The sequence below is a fragment of the Yoonia rosea genome (genome assembly GCF_900156505.1).
Lineage (GTDB): Bacteria > Pseudomonadota > Alphaproteobacteria > Rhodobacterales > Rhodobacteraceae > Yoonia > Yoonia rosea.
In genome coordinates this window covers 1,513,535-1,537,703 of record NZ_FTPR01000001.1, presented here as the reverse complement: position 1 = coordinate 1,537,703, position 24,169 = coordinate 1,513,535, and the positions used below count along the sequence as shown (strand labels likewise).

Sequence of the window (24,169 nt, the reverse complement as noted above, 5' to 3'; positions counted from 1 at the left end):
ACTGCGCGCATGAGTCTGCCCCCTGGTTTCCTTGATGAATTGCGCAATCGGCTGTCGCTGGGACAGGTCGTGGGCCGGAAGGTTATGTGGGATACGCGCAAGTCCAATCAGGGCAAGGGCGATCTTTGGGCACCGTGCCCGTTCCATCAGGAAAAATCCGCCAGTTTCCACGTCGATGACCGCAAGGGGTTTTATTACTGCTTTGGCTGCCATGCCAAAGGTGATGCGATTTCCTTTGTGCGTGAAACCGAAAATGTGGACTTCATGGAGGCTGTCAAAATCCTTGCCGCTGAGGCGGGGATGACGATGCCGGAGCGGGATCCGCGCGCGCAGGAAAAGGCGGATGCGCGCACGGTGCTGGTCGATGTGATGGAGCAGGCGGTGCAGTATCACCGGTTGCAGTTGCAGACAGGGGCTGCGGCGGATGCGCGGGATTATCTGGCGCGGCGCGGGCTAAGCCCTGAAGTGCAGGCGCGCTGGGAGATCGGCTTTGCACCTGCCAACGGTGGCGTGCTCGAGCAGCTTTCGGGCAAGGGGATCGACCCGAAACTGATCGTTGATGCGGGGCTTGCGGCGCAGAGTGACCGAGGCAGTGGCCTTTATAACCGGTTCCGCGACCGGATCATGTTTCCGATCCGTGATGCGCGGGGGCGGGCCATTGGTTTTGGCGGTCGTGCGATGGACCCGAACCATCCGGCAAAATATTATAATTCTCCCGAAACCGCGCTTTTTGACAAGGGCCGCAGCCTCTACAACCATGGCCCCGCCCGCGAGGCGGCGGGGAAGGGCAAGCCTTTGGTCGTGGCCGAGGGATATATGGATGTCATTGCGCTATCAGAGGCGGGGTTTACTGCGACGGTCGCGCCGCTTGGCACCGCCATTACCGAAGATCAGTTGCGCCTGATGTGGCGTATGGCGCCCGAGCCGATTATCGCGCTGGATGGTGACACCGCCGGTCTGCGCGCCGCGATGCGCGTGATTGATATCGCATTGCCGCTGCTTGAGGCGGGGCAATCGTTGCGTTTTGCGTTGATGCCAGAGGGGCTGGACCCCGATGATCTGATCAAGGCGCAGGGTGCGGGGGCGATGCAAAAGCTGCTCGATCAGGCGATCCCGATGGTGCAGCTGTTGTGGCAGCGCGAAACCGAGGGCCGCAATTTTGACAGCCCCGAGCGCAAGGCCGCCCTTGATAAGGCGCTGCGCGAAAAGATCATGCTTATCAAGGATCCCTCTATCCGCAGCCACTACGGGCAGGCGATCAAGGACATGCGCTGGGCGCTGTTTTCCAACCGCAGGGCGCCCGTCGCGCGCAAGAGCGGGGGGGGCAGATGGAACCCGCGTCTTGACCCTTGGAAGCGCGATGTCAGCCCTGTGGCCACGTCACGCGCCTCGGCACTCGCGGCAGGGGCCACCGATCAGGACCATTTGCGCGAAGCGGTCATCCTTGCCACGCTGATTGCGGCCCCCGCTGTTGCACCCGAGTTCGAAACGGCACTGGAACAGATGGACAGTCGTGATCCGATGCACCGCGACCTTCAGGGCTGCCTCCTGCGTCATCTTGGCGCAGAGGATTTGCGCCTTTGCATCGTCCAGGAGATGGGAGAGATGCCCCTTGAAAAACTGTTCGCGCAGAACCATGTGGCCATTAGCCCCGCTGTGCGGCGGGGTGGTGACGCAGAGATCGCGCGTTTGTGCCTTGCTGAGGAGTTCGCCAAACTTGCGGCACGCCGCGGACATGCCCGAGAGATCGAAGATGCCGTCGAAGACCTTGGTGGCGTGGCGGATGAAGGGCTGACGTGGCGGCTTGCACAGGCCACCAAAGCGGTGGATCAGGCAGGGCGCGGCGACAACGAAGACAAAGCCGAATACGCGATTGGCGCGAATGGCGCGCGGATGAAGAAAGAAGAGAAAAGCGCATTTGCGCAACTGATTGAGCAAATCTCCTTTGCAAAGGGGCGGGATCGGCCTAAGTCGTAGTTTGCGCAACAGGTACAAAGAACAATAAGTCAACTGCTTGCGAATCACCTCGATGCGAGGTTGATTCGAAATTAACCGAATCAGCCGAATCACTTTGGCACGAAATAACGCATCCGAAAGGGCATTCCGCATGGCCGCGAAAGACAATGATGATCGTAAGGACGCTGACCAGGATGGTGATATCAGCCTTGATATGAGCCAAGCCGCGGTCAAGAAAATGATCTCTGATGCGCGCGAGCGGGGCTATATCACATACGACCAACTGAACGCCGTTCTGCCGCCCGAGCAGGTGTCGTCTGACCAGATCGAAGACGTGATGTCGATGCTGTCCGAAATGGGCATTCAGGTCACCGAAGAAGAAGAAAGCGAAGAGACCGAAGAGAACCAGGGCAACACGGCACTGGCGACCGTTGCAGGTTCACGTGAAGTGACGCTTGGCGGGGCGGAGGCCGAGAAGCTGGACCGCACGGATGATCCGGTGCGGATGTATCTGCGTGAAATGGGTTCGGTCGAGCTTTTGTCACGCGAAGGCGAAATCGCGATTGCCAAGCGGATCGAGGCCGGGCGCAACACGATGATCCTCGGGCTGTGTGAAAGCCCGTTGACCTTTCAGGCGATTACAATCTGGCGCGACGAACTTTTGTCTGAAGACATTTTGCTGCGCGATGTGATTGATCTGGAAACGACATTCGGCAACCAGCTGGGCGAAGAGGGTGAAGAAACCGTCGTTGCCGCAGCCGCGGGCCAGACCGAAGAGAAGAAAGAAGCGAGCCAGGAACTTGACGCCGATGGCAACCCGATTGCCAAGGACGATGACGACGATGAAGACGATCAGGCCAATATGTCGCTGGCGGCAATGGAAGCCGCACTCAAGCCCCGCGTGCTTGAAACGCTGGAACTGATTGCGCGCGACTTTGCGGCCCTGTCCGATATGCAGGACGCGCGGATGTCGGCCACGTTGAACGAGGATTCATCATTCTCGGACAAGCAGGAAAAGAAGTACCAGAAACTGCGGTCGGAAATCGTGGAACTGGTGAATTCACTTCACCTGCACAACAACCGCATCGAAGCGCTGATCGACCAGCTATATGGCATCAACCGCCGGATCATGTCGATCGACAGCTCCATGGTAAAACTGGCCGATCAGGCCCGTATCAACCGCCGTGAATTTGTGGATGCTTATCGCGGCCGCGAACTTGATCCGAACTGGCTTGATGACATGGCGGAAAAATCCGGCCGTGGCTGGCAGATGATGATCGAGAAGTCATCCGGCAAGATCGAAGAACTGCGTGGCGACATGGCGCAGGTCGGTCAGTATGTGGGCGTTGATATCACGGAATTCCGCCGCATCGTGCAGCAGGTCCAGAAGGGCGAGAAAGAGGCGCGTCAGGCCAAGAAAGAAATGGTCGAGGCGAACCTGCGTCTGGTGATCTCGATTGCCAAGAAATACACCAACCGTGGTCTGCAATTCCTTGATCTGATCCAGGAAGGTAACATCGGTCTGATGAAGGCGGTCGATAAGTTCGAATATCGCCGTGGTTACAAATTCTCGACCTATGCGACGTGGTGGATCCGTCAGGCGATTACGCGGTCTATCGCGGATCAGGCCCGCACGATCCGTATTCCGGTCCATATGATCGAGACGATCAATAAGCTGGTCCGCACCGGTCGTCAGATGCTGCACGAGATCGGCCGCGAACCGACACCAGAGGAATTGGCTGAAAAGCTGCAAATGCCTTTGGAAAAAGTTCGCAAGGTGATGAAGATCGCCAAAGAGCCGATTTCGTTGGAAACGCCGATTGGCGACGAGGAAGACAGCCAGCTTGGTGACTTCATCGAGGACAAGAATGCGATCCTGCCTTTGGATTCAGCGATCCAGGAGAACCTGAAAGAAACCACGACGCGGGTACTGGCATCACTGACGCCACGCGAGGAACGTGTGCTGCGGATGCGCTTTGGTATCGGCATGAACACCGACCACACGCTTGAGGAAGTGGGCCAGCAATTCAGCGTGACACGCGAACGTATCCGCCAGATTGAGGCGAAGGCGCTGCGCAAGCTCAAGCACCCGAGCCGGAGCAGGAAACTGCGGTCGTTCCTGGACCAGTAGGGGAGATGGGAAATTTCTACGTCAACCTCTGTGTGAAGACCGATGATGTGTCGGCTTTGCTTGACGTGCTTGGGCGCGGCGTTGGCGAGGGTTTTCTGCTCGATGATCGCAGCGGTTGGCTGGTTGTGACAACTGAGAAGATTGAGTCCCAGGACCAGACTGAGGTCGACAGATTGGGGAATTTGATCACTGCGGCAATGCCTGCCCCGGCGATTTCGTTTATGAACCACGATGATGACATCCTGTCGGTCGATGTGTTTGGCGGCGGCGCGCGCGTTGGTTCTTACAATTCGACACCGGACTACTGGGACGAATATACCGGCGAGGAACACAAGAAGCCTGCACTGACGAACCCTGCCGCATATGCTGCTTTGGCCGAAGGTGTATCCGAAGCTGATGTGATAAGTGTGATGGTCCCAGAGACGGATTTTGTTTTTGCATTTGAGCTTCAACAGAACATCGCCAAGATGCTTGGCTTGCCCAAGGCGTCCGTCGGCCTTGGATATCGCTATGTGTCACAAGGTGATTTGGGCAATCTGCGCGGGATGATCACGGCATTCGGCGGCGCGACGGTTCCCTAAAGCACAAGAGCGAGAGGTCTCATGCCATTCTTCTCCAATCTTTTCGGCGGCAAGGCCGCGCCTGAAGCCGAAACCGAAACCTACAAGGATTTCACCATCACCCCGGCCCCCGAGAGCGCGAGCAATGGCTGGCGGATCGGGGCGCGCATCGAAAGGGACGGGCAGGTGCATGATTTGATCCGCGCCGATGTGCTGCAGTCCAAAGAGCAGGCCGAGGAGGCGTCGGTGGCCAAGGCCAAGCAGATGATCGACGAACAGGGTGATCGGTTGTTTCGGTAAACGTCCCGTAAAAAGCCTGGCAGGGTACAAATGTGCAAGGTCGGCCTTGCGCGGCTTCAGATCACAGATCACGCAGGTGCCCAACGGGTCACGCAGGGCAAGGATGATCCTGCCTTTTGGGGCAGTGATGATGCCCGTAGCCTGCCGATTGCTTCGGTTCTGAAGACCATGCTTGCGCTTTGTGGGGCGCCGCCCGATGCTGACATCATGCAAACGCAACTGATCATCGCAACAAACGGCCCGGGCCTCTACGAGTTTACCCACCAAGTGGCCGATTGGGCCAAGGGGACAGGGCTGCTGACACTCTTTGTCCAGCACACTTCGGCCAGTCTTGTTATTCAGGAAAACGCCGATCCCGAAGTGCAGGTGGATTTGCAGAACTTCTTTGCGCGCTTGGTGCCGCCCACGACCGACCCCAGCATGGCCTATCTGACACATACCTATGAGGGCCCTGATGATATGCCTGCGCATATCAAAGCAGCCATGCTGCCGACCCAGTTGAGCATTCCTGTGACCGATGGCCGGCTGGCCTTGGGCACGTGGCAGGGGATCTATCTTTTTGAGCACCGCGACAGGCCGCACCAGAGGCGCGTGATTGCGCATCTGGGTTGAGCGAACGGGTGCAGCGAGTCGCAAAAGCAACACCTGAGCCCTGCATATTGCGCCTTCATTTCCCCCCTACCCAAAACCTACCTGCGCTCATATAGTGCCTGTGGATAAGTAGGGCCGTGCTACCAGTCGTAGCCCCCCGCAAATGAATGAGGACTGAACATGCGTTGCCCGTTTTGTGGAAATGTTGACACACAGGTCAAAGACAGCCGCCCCGCCGAAGACCACGTGGCGATCCGCCGGCGGCGGTTTTGTCCGGCCTGTGGTGGACGGTTTACCACCTACGAACGGGTGCAATTGCGCGACCTTGTGGTCATCAAGACTAATGGCCGCCGCGAAGATTTCGACCGGCCCAAGCTGGAACGCTCGATCCGGATCGCGTTGCAAAAACGCCCTGTCGAGCCGGAGCGGATTGACCAGATGATCAGCGGCATCGTGCGCCGTCTGGAAAGCCTTGGCGAGACGGATATTCCATCCGGCACAATCGGCGAAATCGTGATGGAAAGCCTCGCGCGGATCGACACCGTGGCGTATGTGCGCTTTGCGAGTGTTTACAAGAACTTCCAAGCGGCAGACGACTTTGACAAATTCGTAAGCGAATTGCGCCCTGATCACAAAGACGATCTGGACGCGTGACCAAGCCCCAAGATGACCGGTTTATGGCGCTCGCCCTGATGTTGGGGCGGCGTGGGATGGGGCGTGTCTGGCCAAACCCCGCTGTGGGCTGCGTGATTGTCAAAGAGGGTCAAATTGTCGGGCGCGGGTGGACGGCTGATGGTGGCAGGCCTCATGCGGAAACGCGCGCGCTGGCACAGGCCGGGGCTGCGGCGGCGGGTGCAACCGCTTATGTCACGCTGGAACCCTGCGCCCACCACGGACAGACACCGCCGTGTTCTCAGGCCCTGATCGGGGCGGGTGTGGCCCGTGTTGTCGTGGCGACGGGTGATCCTGACGCCCGTGTTGCAGGGCGCGGCATTGCGATGTTGCGTGATGCGGGGATAACCGTGGACTGTGGTGTGTGCGAAGCCGAGGCACAGCGCGATCATGCGGGGTTCTTGCTGCGGACCACCCAAAACCGTCCCTTTGTGACGTTGAAAATGGCCGGTACGCTGGACGGGCGCATTGCAACCGCGACCGGTGAAAGCCAATGGATCACCGGCCCCGAGGCGCGCCGCAATGTGCATATGCACCGCGCGCGCCATGACGCGGTGATGGTGGGCGCGGGAACGGTGCGGGCAGATGATCCGTCCTTGACAGTGCGGGGGCTGGGGATTTCGCGCCAACCGGTGCGTGTTGTTGTGTCGCGCGCGATGAAAATCCCCGCCACAGCCCAGCTTGCGCAGACGGCACATGAGGTACCTGTCTGGCTTTGTCACGGGGCCGAAGCGGATGTCACCGAGTGGACGACAAAAGGCGCGCAGAGCCTGCCCTGTGCCACGGCATCGGGCCAGGTGGACCCACGCGCGGTGATGCAAGTACTGGTCGCAAAGGGTGTGACCCGCGTGTTCTGCGAAGGCGGTGGCATGCTGGCCGCGTCGCTGCTGAACGCGGGTCTGGTGGATCAGTTGATTGTCTATTCTGCGGGGGCCGCAATCGGGGCCGAAGGCACGCCGATGCTGGCGGCGATGGGGGTTGATCGGTTGGCCTCTGCGCCGCGTTTTGCATTGGACAGCGTCACGCCTGTGGGACGGGATATCTGCCACATGTGGTCGCGCCTGCCTGCCGTCTAGCGCCACAAAAACGCGTAGCTGGCAAACATACCTTGAAGTTTTGCCAGGCTGCGGTTGAAGATGCTGTGCTTCGGCAAGTCATTGTTTTCAATACGATCGACGATCACCTCGACAGGGCAGGGCAAACCCGTGACGGGATCGCGGTAGCGCGGATAGGTGATCAGTGTGCCATGCACCAAAGCCGCGAGATCCAACCGCGCCTGACGGCGCGGCTCGGGCATGGCGCGGTCATCGGTCAGGCCCCAGCCAGCATAGAAGGGCGTGCCCAGACAGGTGACTTTCTTGCCGCGCAAAAGTGCCTCAAAACCCAAGAGAGAGGTCATGGTCCAAACCTCATCCACCGCGTCGATCGCGTCGATGGGATCGGTGCCCGTCAGCACGACATCAGCCAGCTCCGCCGCATGGGCGACCGCACCGGGGCGCAGGCCTGCTTCGACATCAGGGTGAGGTTTATACAGGATCACGGCGGCGGGATTTGCTTTGCGCACGATCTCAAGCAGGGCCAGATTGGTGTTCACCTCACTGCTGCCATGGATGACGGACGCGTCATCTTCCACCTGACCGGGCACAAGGATGCGGCGGCCTTTGGGCAGATCGGGCAGCGGCTTGGCGGTGAGGTTGTATTTTGACAACCGCGCCTCGGTGATCCGTTCGATCAATGCTGCCGCCCGTGCGCGTTCGTGTTCGCTCAGATCTGCCGCGGCGTTGAGCAGTGTTTCCAACCGGCTAGGCCGCGTGGCGTCGTAATAGATGCCCTGATCATCCAGAACGAGGCTAAGCGGCGCGATCAGATCGGCACCAAGCCCGCGGGAGCGCAGAAAGCCGTCCTCGAGCAACACCGCGTCCTGTGCGCCGGTGCTGGCCCAACGCATCAGACGTCGGTTCTTGGCGTGGGCGTTATGGCTGGCCTTGGGGCCGCGCAGGAACGTCACAGGCTTGGGCCGCCCGAAGAAATCCTGCAGGGTCTTGCGTTTCCACAGCCGCATGTCGGCGGCAACCCAGCCCTGATAATCGTCGCGCCATGCCTGTGCCGCGGCAGTCAGAGTCGCTGCGGCCTCTTCAAAACTGCACAACCGGTCATGGAACGGATCGTACCACGTGGGATAGAGGATCATGGCCGCTGCAAAAAGCTGTGCGCGGGTCAGGTTGCGTTGGCGGCGCTGCAGCGGTTTGCGATCATCTGTAAGCCCCCAGCCCATATAGAACGGTTGGCCGAAGACGACAGGTTTGTGCCCTGCAAGGATGGCTTCAAAGCCAAGTTGCGAGCTGACCGTGTAGACGGCAATCGCCCCTTCCAACAGCGCCCAAGGCGACAGGTTGTCATCAGCAAGCGCAATGCGCGCGTTTGTGTCTTTCTTGGTGAAATACCCCTTGCGGTGCCCTGCCGCGGTTTCCGGATGTGACTTGATCAGGATCTGGGCGTTGGGAAATTCGGTTTGCGCGTAGAACAGCATCTCGCGGAAAGTATTGCTGTCCGCGCCTGATGCTGTGACCGAGGCGTCTTTGCGGCTTTGGTCGATCACCAGAACATAGCCCGGCTCAGGAACGGGCAACGCAGGATCAAAGGCATTGTACTTTGACAGATGTCCCGACTTCAGCATTTCGATCCCGGCGCGCGCGCGGTTCAGCAGGGCGGTATCGTCCAAAGGCTCTTCGGCAAGGATGAGTTCCAGATCAGATTCAGTTGCAGGATCGAAATGCACGCCACGCCGGTCAATATTCAGGCCAATGGGTGGCGCGCCGTCGCGTCCCAGCCCCACAGAGCGCAGAAAACTGTCTTCGACGCGCAGGATTGGTGCATTGCGCTTTGCGGCCACCGCCTCACCGCGCGGGGCTGTCGGGCTGTGTCCCCAGACGCCAACAAGATCCCCGTCACCCGGTGCGCCGATCTTGATGTCATATCCGGCCAGTTCCACAATCCGCCTGACCCGTCCTTTGGTCAGGAAACCGCCATTGTAGACGTAGAGGTTCTGGCGTTTTTCCTGTGTCATTGGCGGCAAACTATTGCAGCGGTCCGCGCTGTACAACGCGCAAAGGCGGGCTTGCCTGCGATTGTCTGGGCAACAGGGCATCGTAAGGATCGGCGTCCTGCAGCATCATATCGACAAGGTGACGCAAGAGTTGCTGGCGGCCTGAGGCGGAATAGAAGCCACCGGGAACCTGGCTGGTTTCAAGCAGGAACTGGCGATAGGTGCGGTAGGCTTTGGCGTCGGGGCGTTCAGGGGCTGCAAAGAACGCAGGCAATAGAAGGTCCGAGACGAATTCGGGCTTGCTGTAAACGGCTGTGCCAAAGGCCTTCAGCGGTATGCCGCGCCAGAGTGCTTGCTGTCCTGCGGTGGAATTCACGGTCACGGCAGAACGGGCATCACCAAGGATTTGCGCCAGTTTACCACCGCGCAGGTAATGCGTCCGCGCATAGATACCGTGGTCTTTTGCCAGTGTGTGGATCATGCGCCGCAAGGGGGATTGCCCGCTTTCCAAAGGATGCGCTTTGAATACCAGATGGTGATGCGCAGGCGCGCCTTTGGCAAAGCCCGCAATCACCTCGGCGATAAAGTCCTGCATGGTCGCAAATGGGGAATGGGCCTGAAAGCTCGCGTCGTGCTCCAGTTGCAGCAAAGCGATATGGTAGGGATAGCCGCCAGCCTTGATAAGTCTTGTGGCCCAACGCCTGTGCAGCCGCAGGAAGGGCATGAGCAGAAGGCGCTTTGTATAAAGCAATGCCTCGCGGTGGACAGGCAGGGCGCGGTGCGGCTTGAACCCCGGGTAGCGGTGATTCCGGAACATCACGAACCAATGATAGAGCGCGCCGTAGAAGATATGTTGCCGCATATCGCCCCAATGCGCAGGCGGGGTAGGCAGGTCGACATCCGATTGCGCGAGCCTGTCGCGCATTTCATCCACGGAGATATCCATCAGACGGGAGTGACCGTTGCTGCCGCCACGTTCATAGGTCACCCAATAGGGGCGCAGATAGCCCTCCTCGAAAACATGCACACGCAGGCCCAGGGCTTTGGCCTGTCGCACCGCCTCTGCGTGGGTGGGGCGGGTGTCACCGTAAAGCACGATATCGGTAATGGCGTGGTCTTGCAGGATCGTGGCCAGTGTTGCGGGCCATGTGCCAAGGTCTTGCTGAAACGGGATGTAACCCGGTGCACGGCCCCAAAAGGCCGCATCCCCTGCGTTAAATCCGACTCGCCAGACATTGGCACCGGCACGGCGCAGCATCCGGCCCAACTGGCGGAAGAACGGGCCATGTGGGCCCTGCAGAAAAAGAAAAGACTTTTGATTTGGCATAACGACGTTGAATGAAAGATATCCTGTGTTTCTTACTGACCTGATAAGGCATCGCTGGCAAGCGTCCGGCTTGCCGTGGCGACCCTGAAACGCTAGGTCAGGGCAGAGCAAAGAGGGGACGCGCAGCAATGTTCACAGGAATTGTTACAGATATCGGCACAGTGCTCGCGCTTGAACAGCGCGGCGACCTGCGGGCGCGGATCGGGACAGGTTATGACGTGGCTGGTATTGATATCGGTGCGTCAATCGCCTGCAACGGGGTTTGCCTGACGGTCATTGCGCTGGGTCGCACGCCGCAGAACTGGTTCGATGTCGAGATCTCCGCCGAAACTGTGGGGGCGACCAATGTCGACGGTTGGTCTGTCGGGACGCGCCTGAACCTTGAGCGGGCCCTGAAGGTCGGCGATGAGCTTGGCGGGCATATCGTGTCGGGGCATGTGGACGGTGTCGCCGAGGTGATTGCGATGCGAGATGAAGGCGACAGCACGCGGGTCACCTTCCGTGCGCCGCAGGATCTGGCGCGGTTTATTGCGCCGAAAGGCTCGGTGGCGCTGGATGGCACATCGCTGACGGTGAATGAAGTAGATGGCGCAGATTTTGGCATCAACTTTATCCCGCACACCAAGGTTGCCACCACTTGGGGTGACACCAAGGTTGGCGACCGGATCAATCTCGAAATTGATACAATGGCCCGTTATGTGGCGCGGTTGCAGGAATACGCGTGATGGCAGGCATCGGTCATAATTCGGGTCGGGTTGATGAGCCCGGCAAAAGCTGGCGGACCCATGTGTGGACGCGGGCGCGCAAAGACCTGATGCCCACCCTCCCGATTGAAGTGGTGCGCCTGCGCGTGCGCCGCGCAGCCGAGTTGGGTTTGCCTTATAAGACCTATGCAGGCATCCGCGCCAGCACCGGCCATGATCTGATCGGCTTTCTATTTTCGAACAATGCCTTGCGGGTTTTGCGCGAAGGGCAGCCGCTTCCGGTGGATCGCGCTGATAAGCTGGCAGGCTTGGTGCGCACGGTGTGCAAGGGCGTTGCGCATAAACCTGTCACGCCCAGACACCTCGGGGCCTTGGCCGGCCTTTCCGGTGCCCATGCGGCACCGGCATACAGTGACAGCTGGGCTGTGATGCGTGACCGGATGCGCGCAATGATCACGGCTGAGGGGCATCCTGCGGACCGTTTTGTGATCGTCGGTGACACCGCGTTCGAGCGCGAATGGGCCGAGGCTGCGCGGACTGCAGGCTATTTGCGGGCGGAGCAGTTCTTTTGCGGGTAAGGTGGATCTTGATCCACCTTACGTTAACGCACCCATAGACGCTTTCCAAAGCGCTGCCTCTGGGCTATCTGCCTCAGGCAAGACGCCTGCGGAGACAGATATGACCCAGCAATTTGAAACACCCGGCCCCGTTGAACGGGATTGGTCCGACGCCATCAGCAAGATCGAAGACATCATTGAAGATGCGCGCAACGGCAAGATGTTCATTCTTGTGGACCATGAGGACCGCGAAAACGAAGGCGATCTGGTGATCCCTGCGCAGATGGCGACGCCGGATGCGATCAACTTTATGGCCAAGCACGGGCGCGGTTTGATCTGCCTCACCTTGCCGGGCGCACGCATTGATGCGCTGGGCCTGCCCTTGATGGCATCGCAGAATTCGTCGCGCCATGAAACTGCCTTTACCGTCAGCATCGAGGCCCGTGAGGGTGTCAGCACCGGTATTTCCGCCCATGACCGCGCGCGCACCGTGGCCACCGCGATTGACGCGTCAAAAGGGGCCGCTGATATCGCAACGCCCGGCCACGTCTTTCCGCTGCGTGCGCGCGACGGCGGCGTTCTGGTGCGTGCAGGCCATACCGAGGCCGCCGTGGATATCAGCCGCCTTGCAGGGCTGAACCCCTCTGGTGTGATCTGCGAGATCATGAAGGAAGATGGTGAGATGGCGCGCCTGCCTGATCTCATTGCCTTTGCGCAGCTGCATAACCTGAAAATCGGGACGATCAGCGATCTGATCGCATATCGCCGCCGCCACGACAATCTGGTGCGTGTGCGTGAAACGAGCACGATCCAGTCTGAGTTCGGCGGTGAGTGGGAATTGCGCATCTACACCGATGAAACCCAAGGGGCGGAACATATCGCCCTGATCAAAGGCGATATAACGACGCCAGAGCCTGTGCTTGTGCGGATGCATGCCATGGACCCATTGCTGGATGTTGTGGGCGCAGGCCCCAAGGGACGGCGCAATGAGTTCGGCGACGCGATGTCACTGATTGCCGAAGAAGGGCGCGGTGTGCTGGTTCTGCTGCGCGATGTGCATATGAAACTGGAAGCGGGCGAAGAAGTGTCGCCACAAACGCTGCGCCAGTACGGGCTTGGTGCGCAAATCCTTAGCTCGCTGGGCTTGCATGAGATCGAATTGCTGACCAATTCACCCAAACCCAAGGTGGTGGGGCTAGACGCCTACGGGTTGGAAATTGTCGGCACACGTAAAATTTCGGAGATCGGATAATGGCCGGACCTTCCCACTACATTATGCCGCTACCGGAATTCGACAAACCCGTGAAAATTCTGATCGTGGCGTCGCCCTATTACAAGGACATCTCTGATAACCAGATTGCGGGTGCCAAGGCTGAAATCGAGAAAGCGGGTGCGACATGGGATATTGTCGAGGTGCCCGGTGCGTTGGAAATCCCCACCGCCATCGGCATTGCCGAGCGGATGAGCAACTTTGACGGTTATGTCGCGCTGGGCTGTGTGATCCGAGGTGAGACAACGCATTATGACACCGTGTGCAATGACAGCAGCCGCGCGATTCAGCTTTTGGGCTTGCAGGGTTTGTGCATCGGCAACGGTATCCTGACGGTCGAAAACCGCGCGCAGGCCGAAGTGCGTGCTGATCCTGCTGAAATGAACAAAGGCGGCGGGGCGGCTGCTGCGGCCTTGCACCTGATTGCGCTGGCCCGTAAGTGGGGCAAGGCCGACAAGGGCGTGGGGTTCACCCGCGACATCCTGATGGCCGGCGATACGGATAGCAAGACCACCATATGACCCTTTCGAACAACCAGCTCCGCAAAATGAAATCCGCCGCACGGCTTTATGCGGTGCAGGCCCTGTTCCAGATGGAGGCCAGTGGTCAGACCGTCGATCAGGTCACGCGCGAGTTCGAGGATCATCGCCTTGGCGCTGTTTATGAGGACGGCGAGATGGCCGAGGGCCACGTGGATACATTCCGCGGGTTGATGGAAAAGGCCGTTGATGATCAGGCCGCGATCGACCAGATGACCGACCGCGCATTGGTGGCGAAATGGCCGATTGCGCGCATTGACCCCACATGGCGCGCGCTCTTCCGTGCGGCCGGTGCGGAAATGATGTTGGGGCAGACACCACCAAAAGTCGTGATCAGCGAGTTCGTTGGCGTGGCTGAGGCGTTTTCGGCAGATGGCAAAGAACCAAAGTTCGTGAATGCCGTGCTCGATCATATGGCCCGCGAAGCCCAGCCGGAGGCATTCGGATCATCATCGTGATTTGCCTTAGCCGAGGTTAGGTCTATCCTGATGTTCAGGAGGACCGCACATGCGCCCCGAGAATGAACCGGATCTGATGCGTCTTTATCTGCGCCACTGCGCTATCGGCTTTGTGCTGTCAGCGGTCTTTGTCGCTCTGATCCTCTGGCATGACGTGGCGGCTCTTGGCAGCCTGATTGCTGGCTCAGATGAGGGCTATCTGGCGGTGTTTCTGCTGTGGTTTTTCAACGGAACGGTCTTTGGCAGCGTTCAGTTTGCAATCGTGGTCATGAGCCAAGCGGATGACAACGACGATGATGACCATCGGGGCCCGCTCATCCCGATCCGCGTTGAAGCGCGCGCATCACGCGGTAGGTAGCGCATTTTGTGGGAAGTGACGGGAACCACGGCAACCGTAGAGGTAACTAATCCCGAGGACCTGTATGTACAGGTGGGCGCCAGGTAATCAGACCAGGGTCAGAACAGAGCCAGCTCCCTCGGATTTGCTTAAGGCCACTGGATTTGTACCTATGGTATACGAGAGGCGCAGAACCCGTCGCCCAACAGGTAGGGTTGTGTGTGACGAAGGGCAAGCCCCTCGAACAGCTTATTCTTCGATGTCACCGCGGATAAGCCAGCCTTTTGCGCCAACCATTTCGGCGGGGGCGTAACCCAGCAACAGTCGCTCTGCGATACCCACAAAGACAAGTGCCATGGAAACTTCAAAAAAGGTGATATTGGCAAACAGTGACATTCTTTACGCTCCTCTTCGGTATCTTCATTGATAAGTAGCAAAGCGGTCGAAAACGTGACGTGGGCAAGGCTTTTACCCCCAGCGATTGGGGCCAATGTGTCCCGTTTCAGTCATAAATGTGACGGGTTTCACTTTTCTTAAAACGCTGAAATTGACTTAATCTCTTGATAACAAATTGGTAAAATTATCCTGCCTGACCAATCTTCCTTTCCGGAGGGTGATTGTTTCGATTTTTTGACTTTGCAGGCCCGCACCACTGAGTCGCATTGCACCGGCGCGGTTTCTCCTTGCGTTATGTTCACCTATTGTTCAGGGTAAAAGGCATGTCCGACCTGTCCCACAGTCCGAGCCTGATGCCCGGCCAGCTTTTGGCGCGGGGGGTCAGCCGCGCGTTGCGGGGCCATGATTTTGTGAGTGTCGAAGAGTTGGTGCCGACATCAGGCTTGCGTGTTGACGTCATGGCGTTGGGGCCAAAGGGCGAGATCTGGATCATCGAATGCAAGTCCAGCCGCGCTGATTTTCAGTCAGACAGCAAATGGCAGGGATATCTGGAATGGTGCGACCGGTTTTTCTGGGCGGTCGACAGCAATTTTCCGACCGAACTATTGCCGGAAGAGACGGGCCTGATTCTCGCGGATGCCTATGATGCTGAAATCATCCGGATGGGGCCTGAAACGAAACTGGCGCCTGCACGGCGCAAGGTGATGGTGCAGAAATTCGCGCGCCATGCAGCGGTGCGCGCGCAGGCCGCGCGCGATCCGGGGTTTGTTACCGCTTTTTGACGGCGCGTGCCGCCATTGCCGCGGCCTTGATCTCTTCTGCGATCTCGTCAGCCTCTTCGGGGTCAAAATCCATGGGGATTTCGACGCCGTCGGCTTCGATGAAGATCCGCACCATGCCCAGATCGGTTGGTCCGATTTGCATGTTCGCTTCAATGTCGCGCTCGTTGTTGATACCCATGGTAGCCCCTTAGATTTGCTGGCTTTGGTCCTACAGCGCAGCATGCTGCGTTGGCAAGGGGATGAAGCTTTCAGCCCCGACAGTTTCCTTGCGTAGGGACTTGCAATCGTGATCTCATCCCGCTAGATCACCCCTGTTGCCGCCTTAGCTCAGTTGGTTAGAGCACTGGTTTGTGGAACCAGGGGTCCCCCGTTCAAGCCGGGGAGGCGGTACCATCCCCCCCAAAGGTTTGCGCGTTTTGAGATGTCGGAGCCTCCGGCGGGAGTTTATTGGGCAAGATGATGGAGCAGTCGCGTGTCTGAGATCATTCAGTTTGTGATTGCAGCGTCCCCGCCGCCGCGCCTTGACAAGGCCCTGGGCCGCGACGTGCCTGAGGCAGCATCATTAAGCCGGTCGCGGTTGGCCAAGCTGATTGCCGACGGGGCTGTAACGGTTGATGGCGTTGTCATCAGTGATCCTCGGTTCCGGATTGCGGAAGGCGCTGTCGTGGCTGTGACTGTCGCTGTTGCCGAGGAAAGCCACATCGGTGCGGAAGACATCGCGCTGGATGTTGTGTTTGAAGATGAGGACCTGATTGTCGTCAATAAACCCAGCGGGATGGTTGTGCATCCGGCGCCAGGCACCCCGGGCGGGACCTTGGTCAATGCCCTGATCCATCACTGTGGTGATACGCTTTCGGGTGTGGGGGGCATGAAGCGGCCGGGTATCGTGCACCGCATTGATAAAGAAACCACAGGGTTGCTGGTGGCGGCAAAATCGGACCGCGCACATCATCATCTGGCCGACCAGTTTGCCGCCCATACAGTCGAGCGGCGTTATCTGGCAGTGTGCTATGGACTGCCGGATCAGAACGATCCGCGATTGCGCGGGATCAAGGGGACGTCGTTTGAGCCGGGCAATATTCTGAAGATCCAGACGTTTCTGGGCCGACACCGCACAGACAGGCAGCGGCAGGCGGTGTCTTTCAGCAGTGGCCGCCACGCCGTGACGCGGTCGCGCATTGTGGAGCCGCTGGGCACGCCGCCTTGTGCGGCTCTGGTCGAATGTTGGCTGGAAACGGGCCGGACCCATCAGATCAGGGTGCATATGGCGCATTGTGGTCATGCGTTGATTGGTGATCCGGTTTATGGCGGGCGGCGCAAGCTGTCGCCCAAAGCGATTGGTGAGGCGGGTGTCGCCGCTGTGGCCGCGTTTCCGCGTCAGGCGCTACACGCGGCAACGTTGGGGTTTGAGCACCCTGTTTCGGGTGATTTTCTGCAGTTTGAGGCGGAAATCCCCCAAGATATGCGCGATCTTTTGCGCGCTCTCGGCGCTCAGGGCTGAAATAATCGATCCCATGTGCGTGAATGCACGGAAACATGGGTCGCAAAACTGAACTGATTAGTTCATATTCTTTTTAATGGAATCGGATATGACCGCTCTTGAAACCAATTGTTAGCGTTCCCATATCCATGTTAAGCCTTTATACATAGGAGGGCAGATACAGTGAGTAACTACAAGAATCTACCAGCGCCGACGCCGGAAGGTGGCCTGAACCGCTATATGCAGGAAATCCGCAAGTTTCCGATGCTGGAGCCTGAAGAAGAATATATGCTCGCCAAGAGGTGGGTTGACCATGAAGATACGGAAGCTGCGCATAAGATGGTGACATCGCATCTGCGTCTGGCGGCTAAAATCGCCATGGGCTATCGCGGCTATGGTCTGCCGCAGGCTGAGGTGATTTCAGAGGCGAATGTCGGCCTGATGCAGGCGGTGAAGCGCTTTGATCCTGAAAAGGGCTTCCGTCTGGCAACCTATGCCATGTGGTGGATCCGTGCCTCGATCCAGGAATACATCCTGCGGTCATGGTCTTTGGTGAAGCTGGGCACGACATCAGCGCAGAAGAAGCTCTTTTTCAACCTGCGCAAGGCGAAGAACCGCATTGGTGCGCTTGAAGACGGTGATCTACGCCCTGAAAACGTCCAGCGGATTGCGACCGATCTTGGTGTGACCGAGGACGAAGTGATTTCCATGAACCGCCGTCTGTCCGGTGGGGACGCATCGTTGAACGCCACGGTCAGTGCCGATGGTGAAGGTGCCGCGCAATGGCAGGACTGGCTTGAGGACGAGAGCGCGAATACAGCGGCCGAGTATGAAGCGCATGATGAACTTGATGCGCGCCGCGAACTCTTGGCCGATGCCATGTCGGTTCTAAACGAGCGTGAGAAAGACATTCTGATGCAGCGTCGTCTGTCCGAGGAGACCGTCACGCTTGAAGATCTGAGCAGCCAGTATGACGTCAGCCGCGAACGTATCCGCCAGATCGAGGTGCGTGCATTTGAAAAGCTGCAGGCAAAGATGCAGGAGCTGGCGCGCCAGAAGGGCATGTTGGCTGACGCGTAAAGCCGTATCGCTTTCGCAATAATCATCCCCGTCAGCGCTGCTGGCGGGGATTTTTCGTTTCTGCGCGTATTTCCTTTTGGTCCTTGGTGGCGCTAACATCGCGCCAAAGGGGAAACGATGATGAAATCACTGCGCTGGGGCATTCTGGGTGCCGCGAACTTTGCTGAAAAACACATGGGGCCTGCGATACACGCGGCCAAAGGCGCCGAACTGGTAGCCCTTGCCACATCCAGCCCTGAAAAAGCCGCCGGTTTTCAGGCCTTTGCGCCGGGCATTCAGGTCCATGACGGCTATGATGCGCTTTTGGCTGATCCGGCGATTGATGCGGTCTATATTCCGCTGCCAAATCACATGCATGTGGAATGGTCGCTCAAGGCGATGGCGGCGGGCAAGCATGTGTTATGCGAAAAGCCCATGACGCTCGCAGAAGCGGAGTTTGATCAGTTGATCGCCGCACGGGATGCGGCGGGTGTCCTGGCCGCCGAGGCCTATATGATCGTGCATCATCCGCAATTCATCCGCGCGCGCGAACTGGTGCAAGGCGGCGCAATTGGTACCTTGGTGCATGTGGATGCGGCGTTCAGTTTCTTTAATGATGACGCGCGCAATATCCGCAATCAGCCTGCCGCGGGTGGTGGCGGTTTGCGTGATATCGGGGTCTATACCTTCGGGTCCGCGCGTTTTGTTTCCGGAGAAGAGCCACTTGCGGTTCCCTATGCCAAGCTGCGGTTCGACAATGATGTCGATATCTTTGCGCAGGTCGCGGCGGATTTTCCAAGCTTCAGCTATGCAGCGATGGTTTCGATCCGCATGTTCCCGCGTCAGGAAATCACCTTTCACGGCGACAAGGGCGTGCTCAGATTGACCTGTCCTTACAATGCCAATGTCTTTGATGCGGCTGTTCTGACGATGACAACCGATGGCCAGACCGTCACGACCGAGCGTTGGCCGGGGGTGAACCAATATGTCCTGCAGGTGGAAAATTTCTGTCAATCGGTGCAGACTGGTGCCGCCTATCCATGCCCGCTTGAGTTTTCGCGCGGAACGCAGAAGATGATCGATATGGTTTTTGCGGCTGGTGGACGGCCCGCTTAGGAGATGACGATGCCCAATGATGATGACCGCTCCGACATAAATGTGGACGACTACGAAAACATCTGGCTGCGCTTGGTGCATATGGTGATCATTGCCGTGCTGATGAGCATGGCCAGCACATTGCTCGGGATCATGACCGTGGCGCAGTTCCTGATTATGTTGGTCAATCAGCGTCAGCCGAATGATCAACTGGCCGAAATGGGCACAACGATGGGTGTCTGGATGGCCAAAGCCGCGCGCTATCAGACCGCCGCGAGCGAAGTAAAGCCGTGGCCATGGACCGAGCTGGATTGAGGCCGCTGTGCGGTCCCGGACTTGATCCGGGACTGCGTCGCACTTAGTCCTCTAACGCTTCCAATTCGTCAATGAAGCCTTCGATCATCGACAGGCCCTTGTCCCAGAACTTTGGGTCGGACGCGTCGAGGCCAAAGGGTGCGAGCAGCTCCTTGTGGTGCTTGGACCCGCCAGCGCGCAGCATGTCGAAATATTTCTCGCGGAAATCGGGATCGCCCTCGGCATAGACCGCGTAAAGCGCATTCACCAACCCGTCGCCGAACGCATAGGCGTAGACGTAGAAGGGCGAGTGCACAAAGTGCGGGATATAGGCCCAGAAGGTTTCATAGCCATCCGCGAAATCGAACACAGGACCAAGGCTTTCGGCCTGCACCGACATCCAGAGCGCGTTGATATCATCCGGCGTCAATTCGCCCTCGGCGCGGGCGGCGTGGAGTTTGCATTCAAAATCATAGAACGCGATCTGGCGCACGACGGTGTTGATCATGTCTTCGACCTTGCCCGCGAGCAGGATCTTGCGTTCTGCTTTCGTCTTCGCCCCGTCCAGCAGTTTCTGGAACGTCAGCATTTCGCCAAAGACCGACGCGGTTTCGGCCAGTGTCAGCGGGGTTGAGGACAACAACTCGCCTTGTTCTGCCGCCAGCACCTGATGCACGCCGTGCCCAAGCTCATGGGCGAGGGTCATGACATCACGCGGTTTGCCAAGATAGTTGAGCATCACATATGGGTGGACAGAAGTCACTGTGGGGTGCGCGAAAGCGCCCGGCGCTTTGCCGGGTTTGACGGCTGCATCGATCCAACCCTCAGAAAAGAATGGCTTGGCGATTTCGGCCATTTTGGGATCAAACCCTGCGTAGGCGTCCATCACGGTGGCTGTCGCCTCGTCCCAGTTGACGATCTTGTCGCTTTCCATCGGCAAAGGCGCGTTGCGGTCCCAGACCTGCATCCGGTCCAGCCCCAGCCATTTGGCTTTGAGCGCATAATAGCGGTGCGACAGACGCGGATAGGCGGCGACAACAGCGTTGCGCAGCGCCTCGACCACCTCGGCCTCAACATGGTTGGACAGGTGCCGTCCGGTTTGCGGCGTTGGCATTTTGCGCCAACGGTCCTCGATCTCTTTTTCTTTGGCCAGCGTATTATGCACACGGGCAAAGATCTTGATGTTCTCGCGGAACACGGCTGCCAGTGCATGGGTCGCAGCCTCGCGCTTGGCGCGGTCCTGTTCGGTCAGCAGGTTCAGCGTCGCTTCGAGGCTCAGCACCTCGTCATCCACCACGAATTCGAGCGCTGCCATGGTTTCATCAAAAAGCCGGTTCCATGCTGCGGCACCGACCGTGGATTGATCATGCAGGAATTTTTCCAGCTCATCCGAGAGCTGATGCGGCTTCATCGCGCGCATGCGGTCAAAGACAGGTTTGTACCGCGCAAGGTCCGTATTGGCGGAAAGCAGATCGGCAAGGTGATCGTCATCAAGGCGATTGAATTCCAGACCATAAAAGACCAGCGGCGTGGTGGCCGTTGTCATCTTGTCCTGACAATCCGACATGAATTTCGCGCGGCCGCTATCGGTTGTGCATTGATAATAGCGCAAGCCGGCAAAGGACATGATCCGCCCCGCGATCACGTCAATCTGTTCGTAGCGTTGAACGGCTTCCAAGAGCCCGCCCGCGTCCAGTGTTGCCAGTTTGCCTTCATAGCTTGCCGCGAAATCCGCACACTCTTTTTCCAGCCATGCCATGTCGCGCGCCAGTTCGGGGCTGTCCTCGGCAGTGTAAAGATCGCTCAGATCCCACTCGGGCAGATTGCCAAGATCCTTTCCACCGCTGGTGTTGGCATCAAAGACGGGCTGGGGGAATGGCATGGGATTACCTCTGTTTTTCATGTGTTGGGGCTTACATAGGCATTGTTGCGAAAAGTGTTAAGGGCGTTCAGCCGTAGGTGGCCAGCATCTCTTTGAGATCGTCCAGCGTATTGGCCTCATCCACGGGTTTGTCGCGCCGCCAGCGCAACATACGTGGAAAACGCAAAGCAACACCGGATTTATGGCGCGGGCTGGCCTGGATGCCCTCAAAGGCGATTTCAAACACATGTTCGGCGGGCACTTGGCGCACGGGACCAAAGCGTTGCAGCGTGTTCTTGCGCACCCATGCAGTGATTTCGCGGAATTCTTTGTCGGTCAGGCCGGAATAGGCCTTGGTAAAGGGCACCAGATCATTGCCATCGCGGACAGCAAATGTGTAGTCGGTGAACAGGTTCGCGCGGCGTCCATGCCCAGCCTGCGCATAGATCATCACCGCGTCGATGGTCAGCGGATCAATCTTCCATTTCCACCAGTCGCCCCGTTTGCGCCCGGCAAGGTAAGGGCTGTCTAGGCGTTTGAGCATCAGACCTTCGGCGCCCAGATCGCGGGATTGGTCGCGTGCGGTGTGCAGATCATCCCATGTCTGGAAACGGACGGAGGCGGACAGCCGCAGGGGGGCTGTCACAGGGGCATCCTTGATCAGATCTTCTAATGCCGCGCGGCGGTCTTTCAGAGGTTGATCGCGTACATCCGCCCCCTGATGTTCCAGGAGGTCATAGGCCATCAGGATCACAGGGGCTTCGGCCAGCAATTTCTTTGGCACCGTTTTGCGGCCGATCCGTTTTTGTAGCGCATTGAACGACAGGGGTTTTTCATCGGCAAAGGCCAGCACCTCGCCATCTATCACCGTACCATCTGGCAGGTAATCGCGCAGTTGCGCCAGTTCGGGGAAACGGTCGGTCATCAGGTCTTCGCCGCGCGACCATAGGTGGTGTTCGCCGCCGCGGACAATCAGCTGACCGCGGATGCCGTCCCATTTGCGTTCGGCGTTCCAATCGGCCGGCGGGCCAAGATCGTCAAAACCGTCGAGCTGGTAGGCAAGATAGAAAGGGTAGGGGCGTGACAGGTCCGCCGTCGGGTCATCGGCCTCAATCAGTGCGTCCCATGTGGTGCTGTCCGGCGTCCAATTGCCCATCAGCTTGTGCGTGAGCTCTGCTTCGGGCTGGCCGGTCGCCTGTGCCAGCGCGCGGGTGATCAGTTTGGCGCTGACGCCAATGCGGAAACCGCCTGTCAGAAGTTTGGTAAACAGGAACCTTTCGGTAGGGGGCAAGCTGTTCCATGCCTCCAGAATGCCTGCTTTGCGTACGTCGTCTTCGAGGGTCGCGAGCGTTTTGATATAGCCGATCCAGTGGGTCAGCGTGTGGTCTTGGCTTTGCGTGGCGGGTGGCAGGACCAGTGCGATCGTCTCGGCCAGATCACCCACGATGCTATAGCTTTCCTCGAACAGCCAGTCCGGCAAGCCCGCGACCTCTGCTGCCCATTCCCGCAACTTTGTCGCCGTGATCGTGCGTTTGGGGCGACGACCTGTGAAAAGTGCGATGGTCCAAAGCCGGTCTTCGGGCGTTGCGGTACGGAAATAGTCGGCAAGTGCGGCTGTCTTGACGCTGGTCTTGGTGCTTTCGTCGATGCGGGTAAAGAGGGCGGCGAAATCCTTCATGCCTCGGCCTCGTCGGCTTGGTCAAACCCTTCGCCTTGGTAATCCGTGCTGACGATATGCGCGTCATAGCCTTGGCTGGACAGCCATTTTTGGAACGCTCCCGTGTAGCCGTGTGTGGCGAAAACCTTGGTTGCGCCGGTTGCCTTGATCGCAGTGTTCAGCCCCTCCCAATCGGCATGGTCAGAAACGATAAAACCCCTGTCAGCCGCGCGTCTGCGCCGTACGCCGCGCAGGGCCATCCAGCCGCTGGCGAAGGCCGTCGAAGCCGTGCCGAATTTGCGCGCCCAAGACGTGCCAAGCGCGCTGGGCGTGGCCAGCACAAGCGCGCCGGGGTGGGTTTTGTGGGTGGTGTCGGCGCTGACGCGGATGGTGTCGGGCAGAGTGACCCCTTGGGCGCGCAGCACGTCATTGGTGTTTTCAATCGCACCATGGGTCAGGATCGGGCCGATATCGGGGTTCACAGTGCTGAGCAGGCGTTGCGCTTTGCCCAAGGCATAGGCCCCAAGGATTGATATACGTCCTGCGGCGGCATTGGCCGCCCACCAGTCGTTGATCTGGCGGGTCAAGATATCCTCGGGTGTCCATTTGAAAATCGGGAGGCCAAAGGTGCATTCGGTGATGAACGCGTGGCAGGGGACCGGTTCGAAAGGTTCCGACAACCCGTCGGCCACCGTCTTGTAGTCACCCGAGACGACCCAGACCTCACCCTTCACCGCCACCCTGATCTGCGCTGAACCGGGCACGTGACCTGCGGGGTGGAAAGAGACGGTTGCGTCCCCGATGCGGGTCTCAACGTCGTAATCCGTGGTTTCAAGCGTGATATCGCCCAAGCGGTGCCGCATAACAGGCGCTGTGCCTGTTGTTGCCAAATACCGCTGCATCCCCCAGCGCGCATGGTCGCTATGGCCGTGGGTGATCAGAGCGCGGTCCACGGGGCGCCACGGATCGATATAGAAATCGCCCGCAGGACAATAAATGCCCCTGTCGGTGAAGGTAAGTACATCTGCCATCAACCGACTATAGAGCGCCAACACGGCGGGCCAATGGTGGGGGGTGGGTTTCACCCACCTTACGGT

The 24,169-nt window shown here is 58.7% G+C and carries 25 protein-coding genes and 1 tRNA gene; 19 read left to right on the top strand and 7 right to left on the bottom strand.

The features are described from left to right. The first annotated feature begins 9 nt into the window (after nt 1–9). The 7 genes from dnaG to ribD all read left to right on the top strand — a co-directional run bounded on the left by dnaG (nt 10) and on the right by ribD (nt 7,286). Nucleotides 10–1,977 carry a DNA primase gene (dnaG, locus tag B0B09_RS07600; protein ID WP_076659847.1) on the top strand — a complete coding sequence of 656 codons (1,968 nt, stop codon included), beginning with the start codon at nt 10–12 and terminating at the stop codon, nt 1,975–1,977. 130 nt (nt 1,978–2,107) lie between these two features. After that, entirely contained in the window at nt 2,108–4,087 is a 1,980-nt protein-coding gene (gene rpoD / locus B0B09_RS07595) for an RNA polymerase sigma factor RpoD (protein ID WP_055294596.1), read from the top strand. Nucleotides 4,088–4,092: 5 nt separating this feature from the next. Beyond that, nucleotides 4,093–4,668 (top strand): hypothetical protein, encoded by a 576-nt coding sequence (locus tag B0B09_RS07590; protein ID WP_076659061.1) that lies wholly within the window; start codon nt 4,093–4,095, stop codon nt 4,666–4,668. A 21-nt stretch (nt 4,669–4,689) separates the two neighbouring features. Continuing rightward, entirely contained in the window at nt 4,690–4,947 is a 258-nt protein-coding gene (locus B0B09_RS07585; protein ID WP_076659060.1) for an HlyU family transcriptional regulator, read from the top strand. A gap of 207 nt (nt 4,948–5,154) precedes the next feature. Next, the gene (locus B0B09_RS07580) at nt 5,155–5,559 is read left to right on the top strand and encodes a secondary thiamine-phosphate synthase enzyme YjbQ (protein WP_076659846.1); all 405 of its coding nucleotides are present in this window, start codon (nt 5,155–5,157) and stop codon (nt 5,557–5,559) included. A gap of 159 nt (nt 5,560–5,718) precedes the next feature. After that, entirely contained in the window at nt 5,719–6,192 is a 474-nt protein-coding gene (gene nrdR, locus B0B09_RS07575) for a transcriptional regulator NrdR (protein ID WP_055294600.1), read from the top strand. Next, complete coding sequence (ribD, locus tag B0B09_RS07570) at nt 6,189–7,286, top strand: bifunctional diaminohydroxyphosphoribosylaminopyrimidine deaminase/5-amino-6-(5-phosphoribosylamino)uracil reductase RibD (RefSeq protein WP_278247273.1); 1,098 nt, start codon at nt 6,189–6,191, stop codon at nt 7,284–7,286. The genes nrdR and ribD overlap by 4 nt, the downstream gene beginning before the upstream one ends. Here ribD and B0B09_RS07565 read toward each other — a convergent pair. Beyond that, entirely contained in the window at nt 7,283–9,277 is a 1,995-nt protein-coding gene (locus B0B09_RS07565) for a capsule polysaccharide biogenesis protein (RefSeq protein ID WP_076659059.1), read from the bottom strand. The genes ribD and B0B09_RS07565 overlap by 4 nt on opposite strands. Nucleotides 9,278–9,287: 10 nt before the next feature. Beyond that, nucleotides 9,288–10,583 carry a capsule polysaccharide biogenesis protein gene (locus B0B09_RS07560; RefSeq protein ID WP_076659058.1) on the bottom strand — a complete coding sequence of 432 codons (1,296 nt, stop codon included), beginning with the start codon at nt 10,581–10,583 and terminating at the stop codon, nt 9,288–9,290. A 128-nt stretch (nt 10,584–10,711) separates the two neighbouring features. Here B0B09_RS07560 and B0B09_RS07555 point away from each other — a divergent pair, with 128 nt between their 5' ends. From B0B09_RS07555 to B0B09_RS07530, 6 genes are all read left to right on the top strand, one after another. Further along, the gene (locus B0B09_RS07555; protein ID WP_076659057.1) at nt 10,712–11,308 is read left to right on the top strand and encodes a riboflavin synthase; all 597 of its coding nucleotides are present in this window, start codon (nt 10,712–10,714) and stop codon (nt 11,306–11,308) included. Then, on the top strand, nt 11,308–11,865 hold the full coding sequence (locus tag B0B09_RS07550) for a hypothetical protein (RefSeq protein ID WP_084190754.1): 558 nt from the start codon (nt 11,308–11,310) through the stop codon (nt 11,863–11,865). The genes B0B09_RS07555 and B0B09_RS07550 overlap by 1 nt, the downstream gene beginning before the upstream one ends. A 100-nt stretch (nt 11,866–11,965) precedes the next feature. Then, nucleotides 11,966–13,096 carry a 3,4-dihydroxy-2-butanone-4-phosphate synthase gene (ribB, locus tag B0B09_RS07545; protein ID WP_076659055.1) on the top strand — a complete coding sequence of 377 codons (1,131 nt, stop codon included), beginning with the start codon at nt 11,966–11,968 and terminating at the stop codon, nt 13,094–13,096. After that, on the top strand, nt 13,096–13,635 hold the full coding sequence (locus tag B0B09_RS07540; protein ID WP_076659054.1) for a 6,7-dimethyl-8-ribityllumazine synthase: 540 nt from the start codon (nt 13,096–13,098) through the stop codon (nt 13,633–13,635). The genes ribB and B0B09_RS07540 overlap by 1 nt, the downstream gene beginning before the upstream one ends. Continuing rightward, nucleotides 13,632–14,111, top strand: coding sequence for a transcription antitermination factor NusB (nusB, locus tag B0B09_RS07535; protein ID WP_076659053.1), 480 nt, complete (start codon nt 13,632–13,634; stop codon nt 14,109–14,111). Before B0B09_RS07540 ends, nusB begins: the two co-directional genes overlap by 4 nt. Nucleotides 14,112–14,160: 49 nt before the next feature. Further along, nucleotides 14,161–14,469: a hypothetical protein gene (locus tag B0B09_RS07530; RefSeq protein ID WP_076659052.1), complete on the top strand. Its 309-nt coding sequence runs from the start codon at nt 14,161–14,163 to the stop codon at nt 14,467–14,469. A 228-nt stretch (nt 14,470–14,697) separates the two neighbouring features. Here B0B09_RS07530 and B0B09_RS17920 read toward each other — a convergent pair whose 3' ends face one another. Further along, on the bottom strand, nt 14,698–14,844 hold the full coding sequence (locus B0B09_RS17920) for a hypothetical protein (protein WP_165689306.1): 147 nt from the start codon (nt 14,842–14,844) through the stop codon (nt 14,698–14,700). 323 nt (nt 14,845–15,167) lie between these two features. On the opposite strand from B0B09_RS17920, the gene B0B09_RS07525 reads away from it, so the two are divergent. Continuing rightward, nucleotides 15,168–15,626, top strand: a complete 459-nt coding sequence (locus B0B09_RS07525) for an MmcB family DNA repair protein (protein WP_076659051.1) — start codon at nt 15,168–15,170, stop codon at nt 15,624–15,626. Here the strand turns inward: B0B09_RS07525 and B0B09_RS07520 are convergent. Then, nucleotides 15,613–15,804 carry a DUF6324 family protein gene (locus B0B09_RS07520; RefSeq protein WP_055294618.1) on the bottom strand — a complete coding sequence of 64 codons (192 nt, stop codon included), beginning with the start codon at nt 15,802–15,804 and terminating at the stop codon, nt 15,613–15,615. The genes B0B09_RS07525 and B0B09_RS07520 overlap by 14 nt on opposite strands. 138 nt (nt 15,805–15,942) lie before the next feature. Here B0B09_RS07520 and B0B09_RS07515 point away from each other — a divergent pair. The 5 genes from B0B09_RS07515 to B0B09_RS07495 all read left to right on the top strand — a co-directional run bounded on the left by B0B09_RS07515 (nt 15,943) and on the right by B0B09_RS07495 (nt 19,575). Continuing rightward, nucleotides 15,943–16,019: transfer RNA gene (locus B0B09_RS07515), tRNA-His, on the top strand. Nucleotides 16,020–16,098: 79 nt separating this feature from the next. Further along, the gene (locus B0B09_RS07510) at nt 16,099–17,127 is read left to right on the top strand and encodes an RluA family pseudouridine synthase (RefSeq protein ID WP_076659050.1); all 1,029 of its coding nucleotides are present in this window, start codon (nt 16,099–16,101) and stop codon (nt 17,125–17,127) included. 162 nt (nt 17,128–17,289) lie between these two features. After that, nucleotides 17,290–18,186 carry an RNA polymerase sigma factor RpoH gene (rpoH, locus tag B0B09_RS07505; protein ID WP_055687569.1) on the top strand — a complete coding sequence of 299 codons (897 nt, stop codon included), beginning with the start codon at nt 17,290–17,292 and terminating at the stop codon, nt 18,184–18,186. Between the two features lie 120 nt (nt 18,187–18,306). Next, nucleotides 18,307–19,281, top strand: coding sequence for a Gfo/Idh/MocA family protein (locus B0B09_RS07500; RefSeq protein ID WP_207552148.1), 975 nt, complete (start codon nt 18,307–18,309; stop codon nt 19,279–19,281). A 9-nt stretch (nt 19,282–19,290) separates the two neighbouring features. Next, nucleotides 19,291–19,575: a DUF4389 domain-containing protein gene (locus B0B09_RS07495; protein WP_055294772.1), complete on the top strand. Its 285-nt coding sequence runs from the start codon at nt 19,291–19,293 to the stop codon at nt 19,573–19,575. Nucleotides 19,576–19,618: 43 nt separating this feature from the next. Here B0B09_RS07495 and B0B09_RS07490 read toward each other — a convergent pair whose 3' ends face one another. The 3 genes from B0B09_RS07490 to B0B09_RS07480 form a co-directional block, all read right to left on the bottom strand. Continuing rightward, the gene (locus tag B0B09_RS07490; protein ID WP_076659048.1) at nt 19,619–21,436 is read right to left on the bottom strand and encodes a M3 family oligoendopeptidase; all 1,818 of its coding nucleotides are present in this window, start codon (nt 21,434–21,436) and stop codon (nt 19,619–19,621) included. A gap of 67 nt (nt 21,437–21,503) precedes the next feature. After that, nucleotides 21,504–23,093: an ATP-dependent DNA ligase gene (locus B0B09_RS07485; protein WP_076659047.1), complete on the bottom strand. Its 1,590-nt coding sequence runs from the start codon at nt 23,091–23,093 to the stop codon at nt 21,504–21,506. Next, nucleotides 23,090–24,103 (bottom strand): ligase-associated DNA damage response exonuclease, encoded by a 1,014-nt coding sequence (locus B0B09_RS07480; protein WP_076659844.1) that lies wholly within the window; start codon nt 24,101–24,103, stop codon nt 23,090–23,092. Before B0B09_RS07480 ends, B0B09_RS07485 begins: the two co-directional genes overlap by 4 nt. Nucleotides 24,104–24,169: the final 66 nt, after the last annotated feature.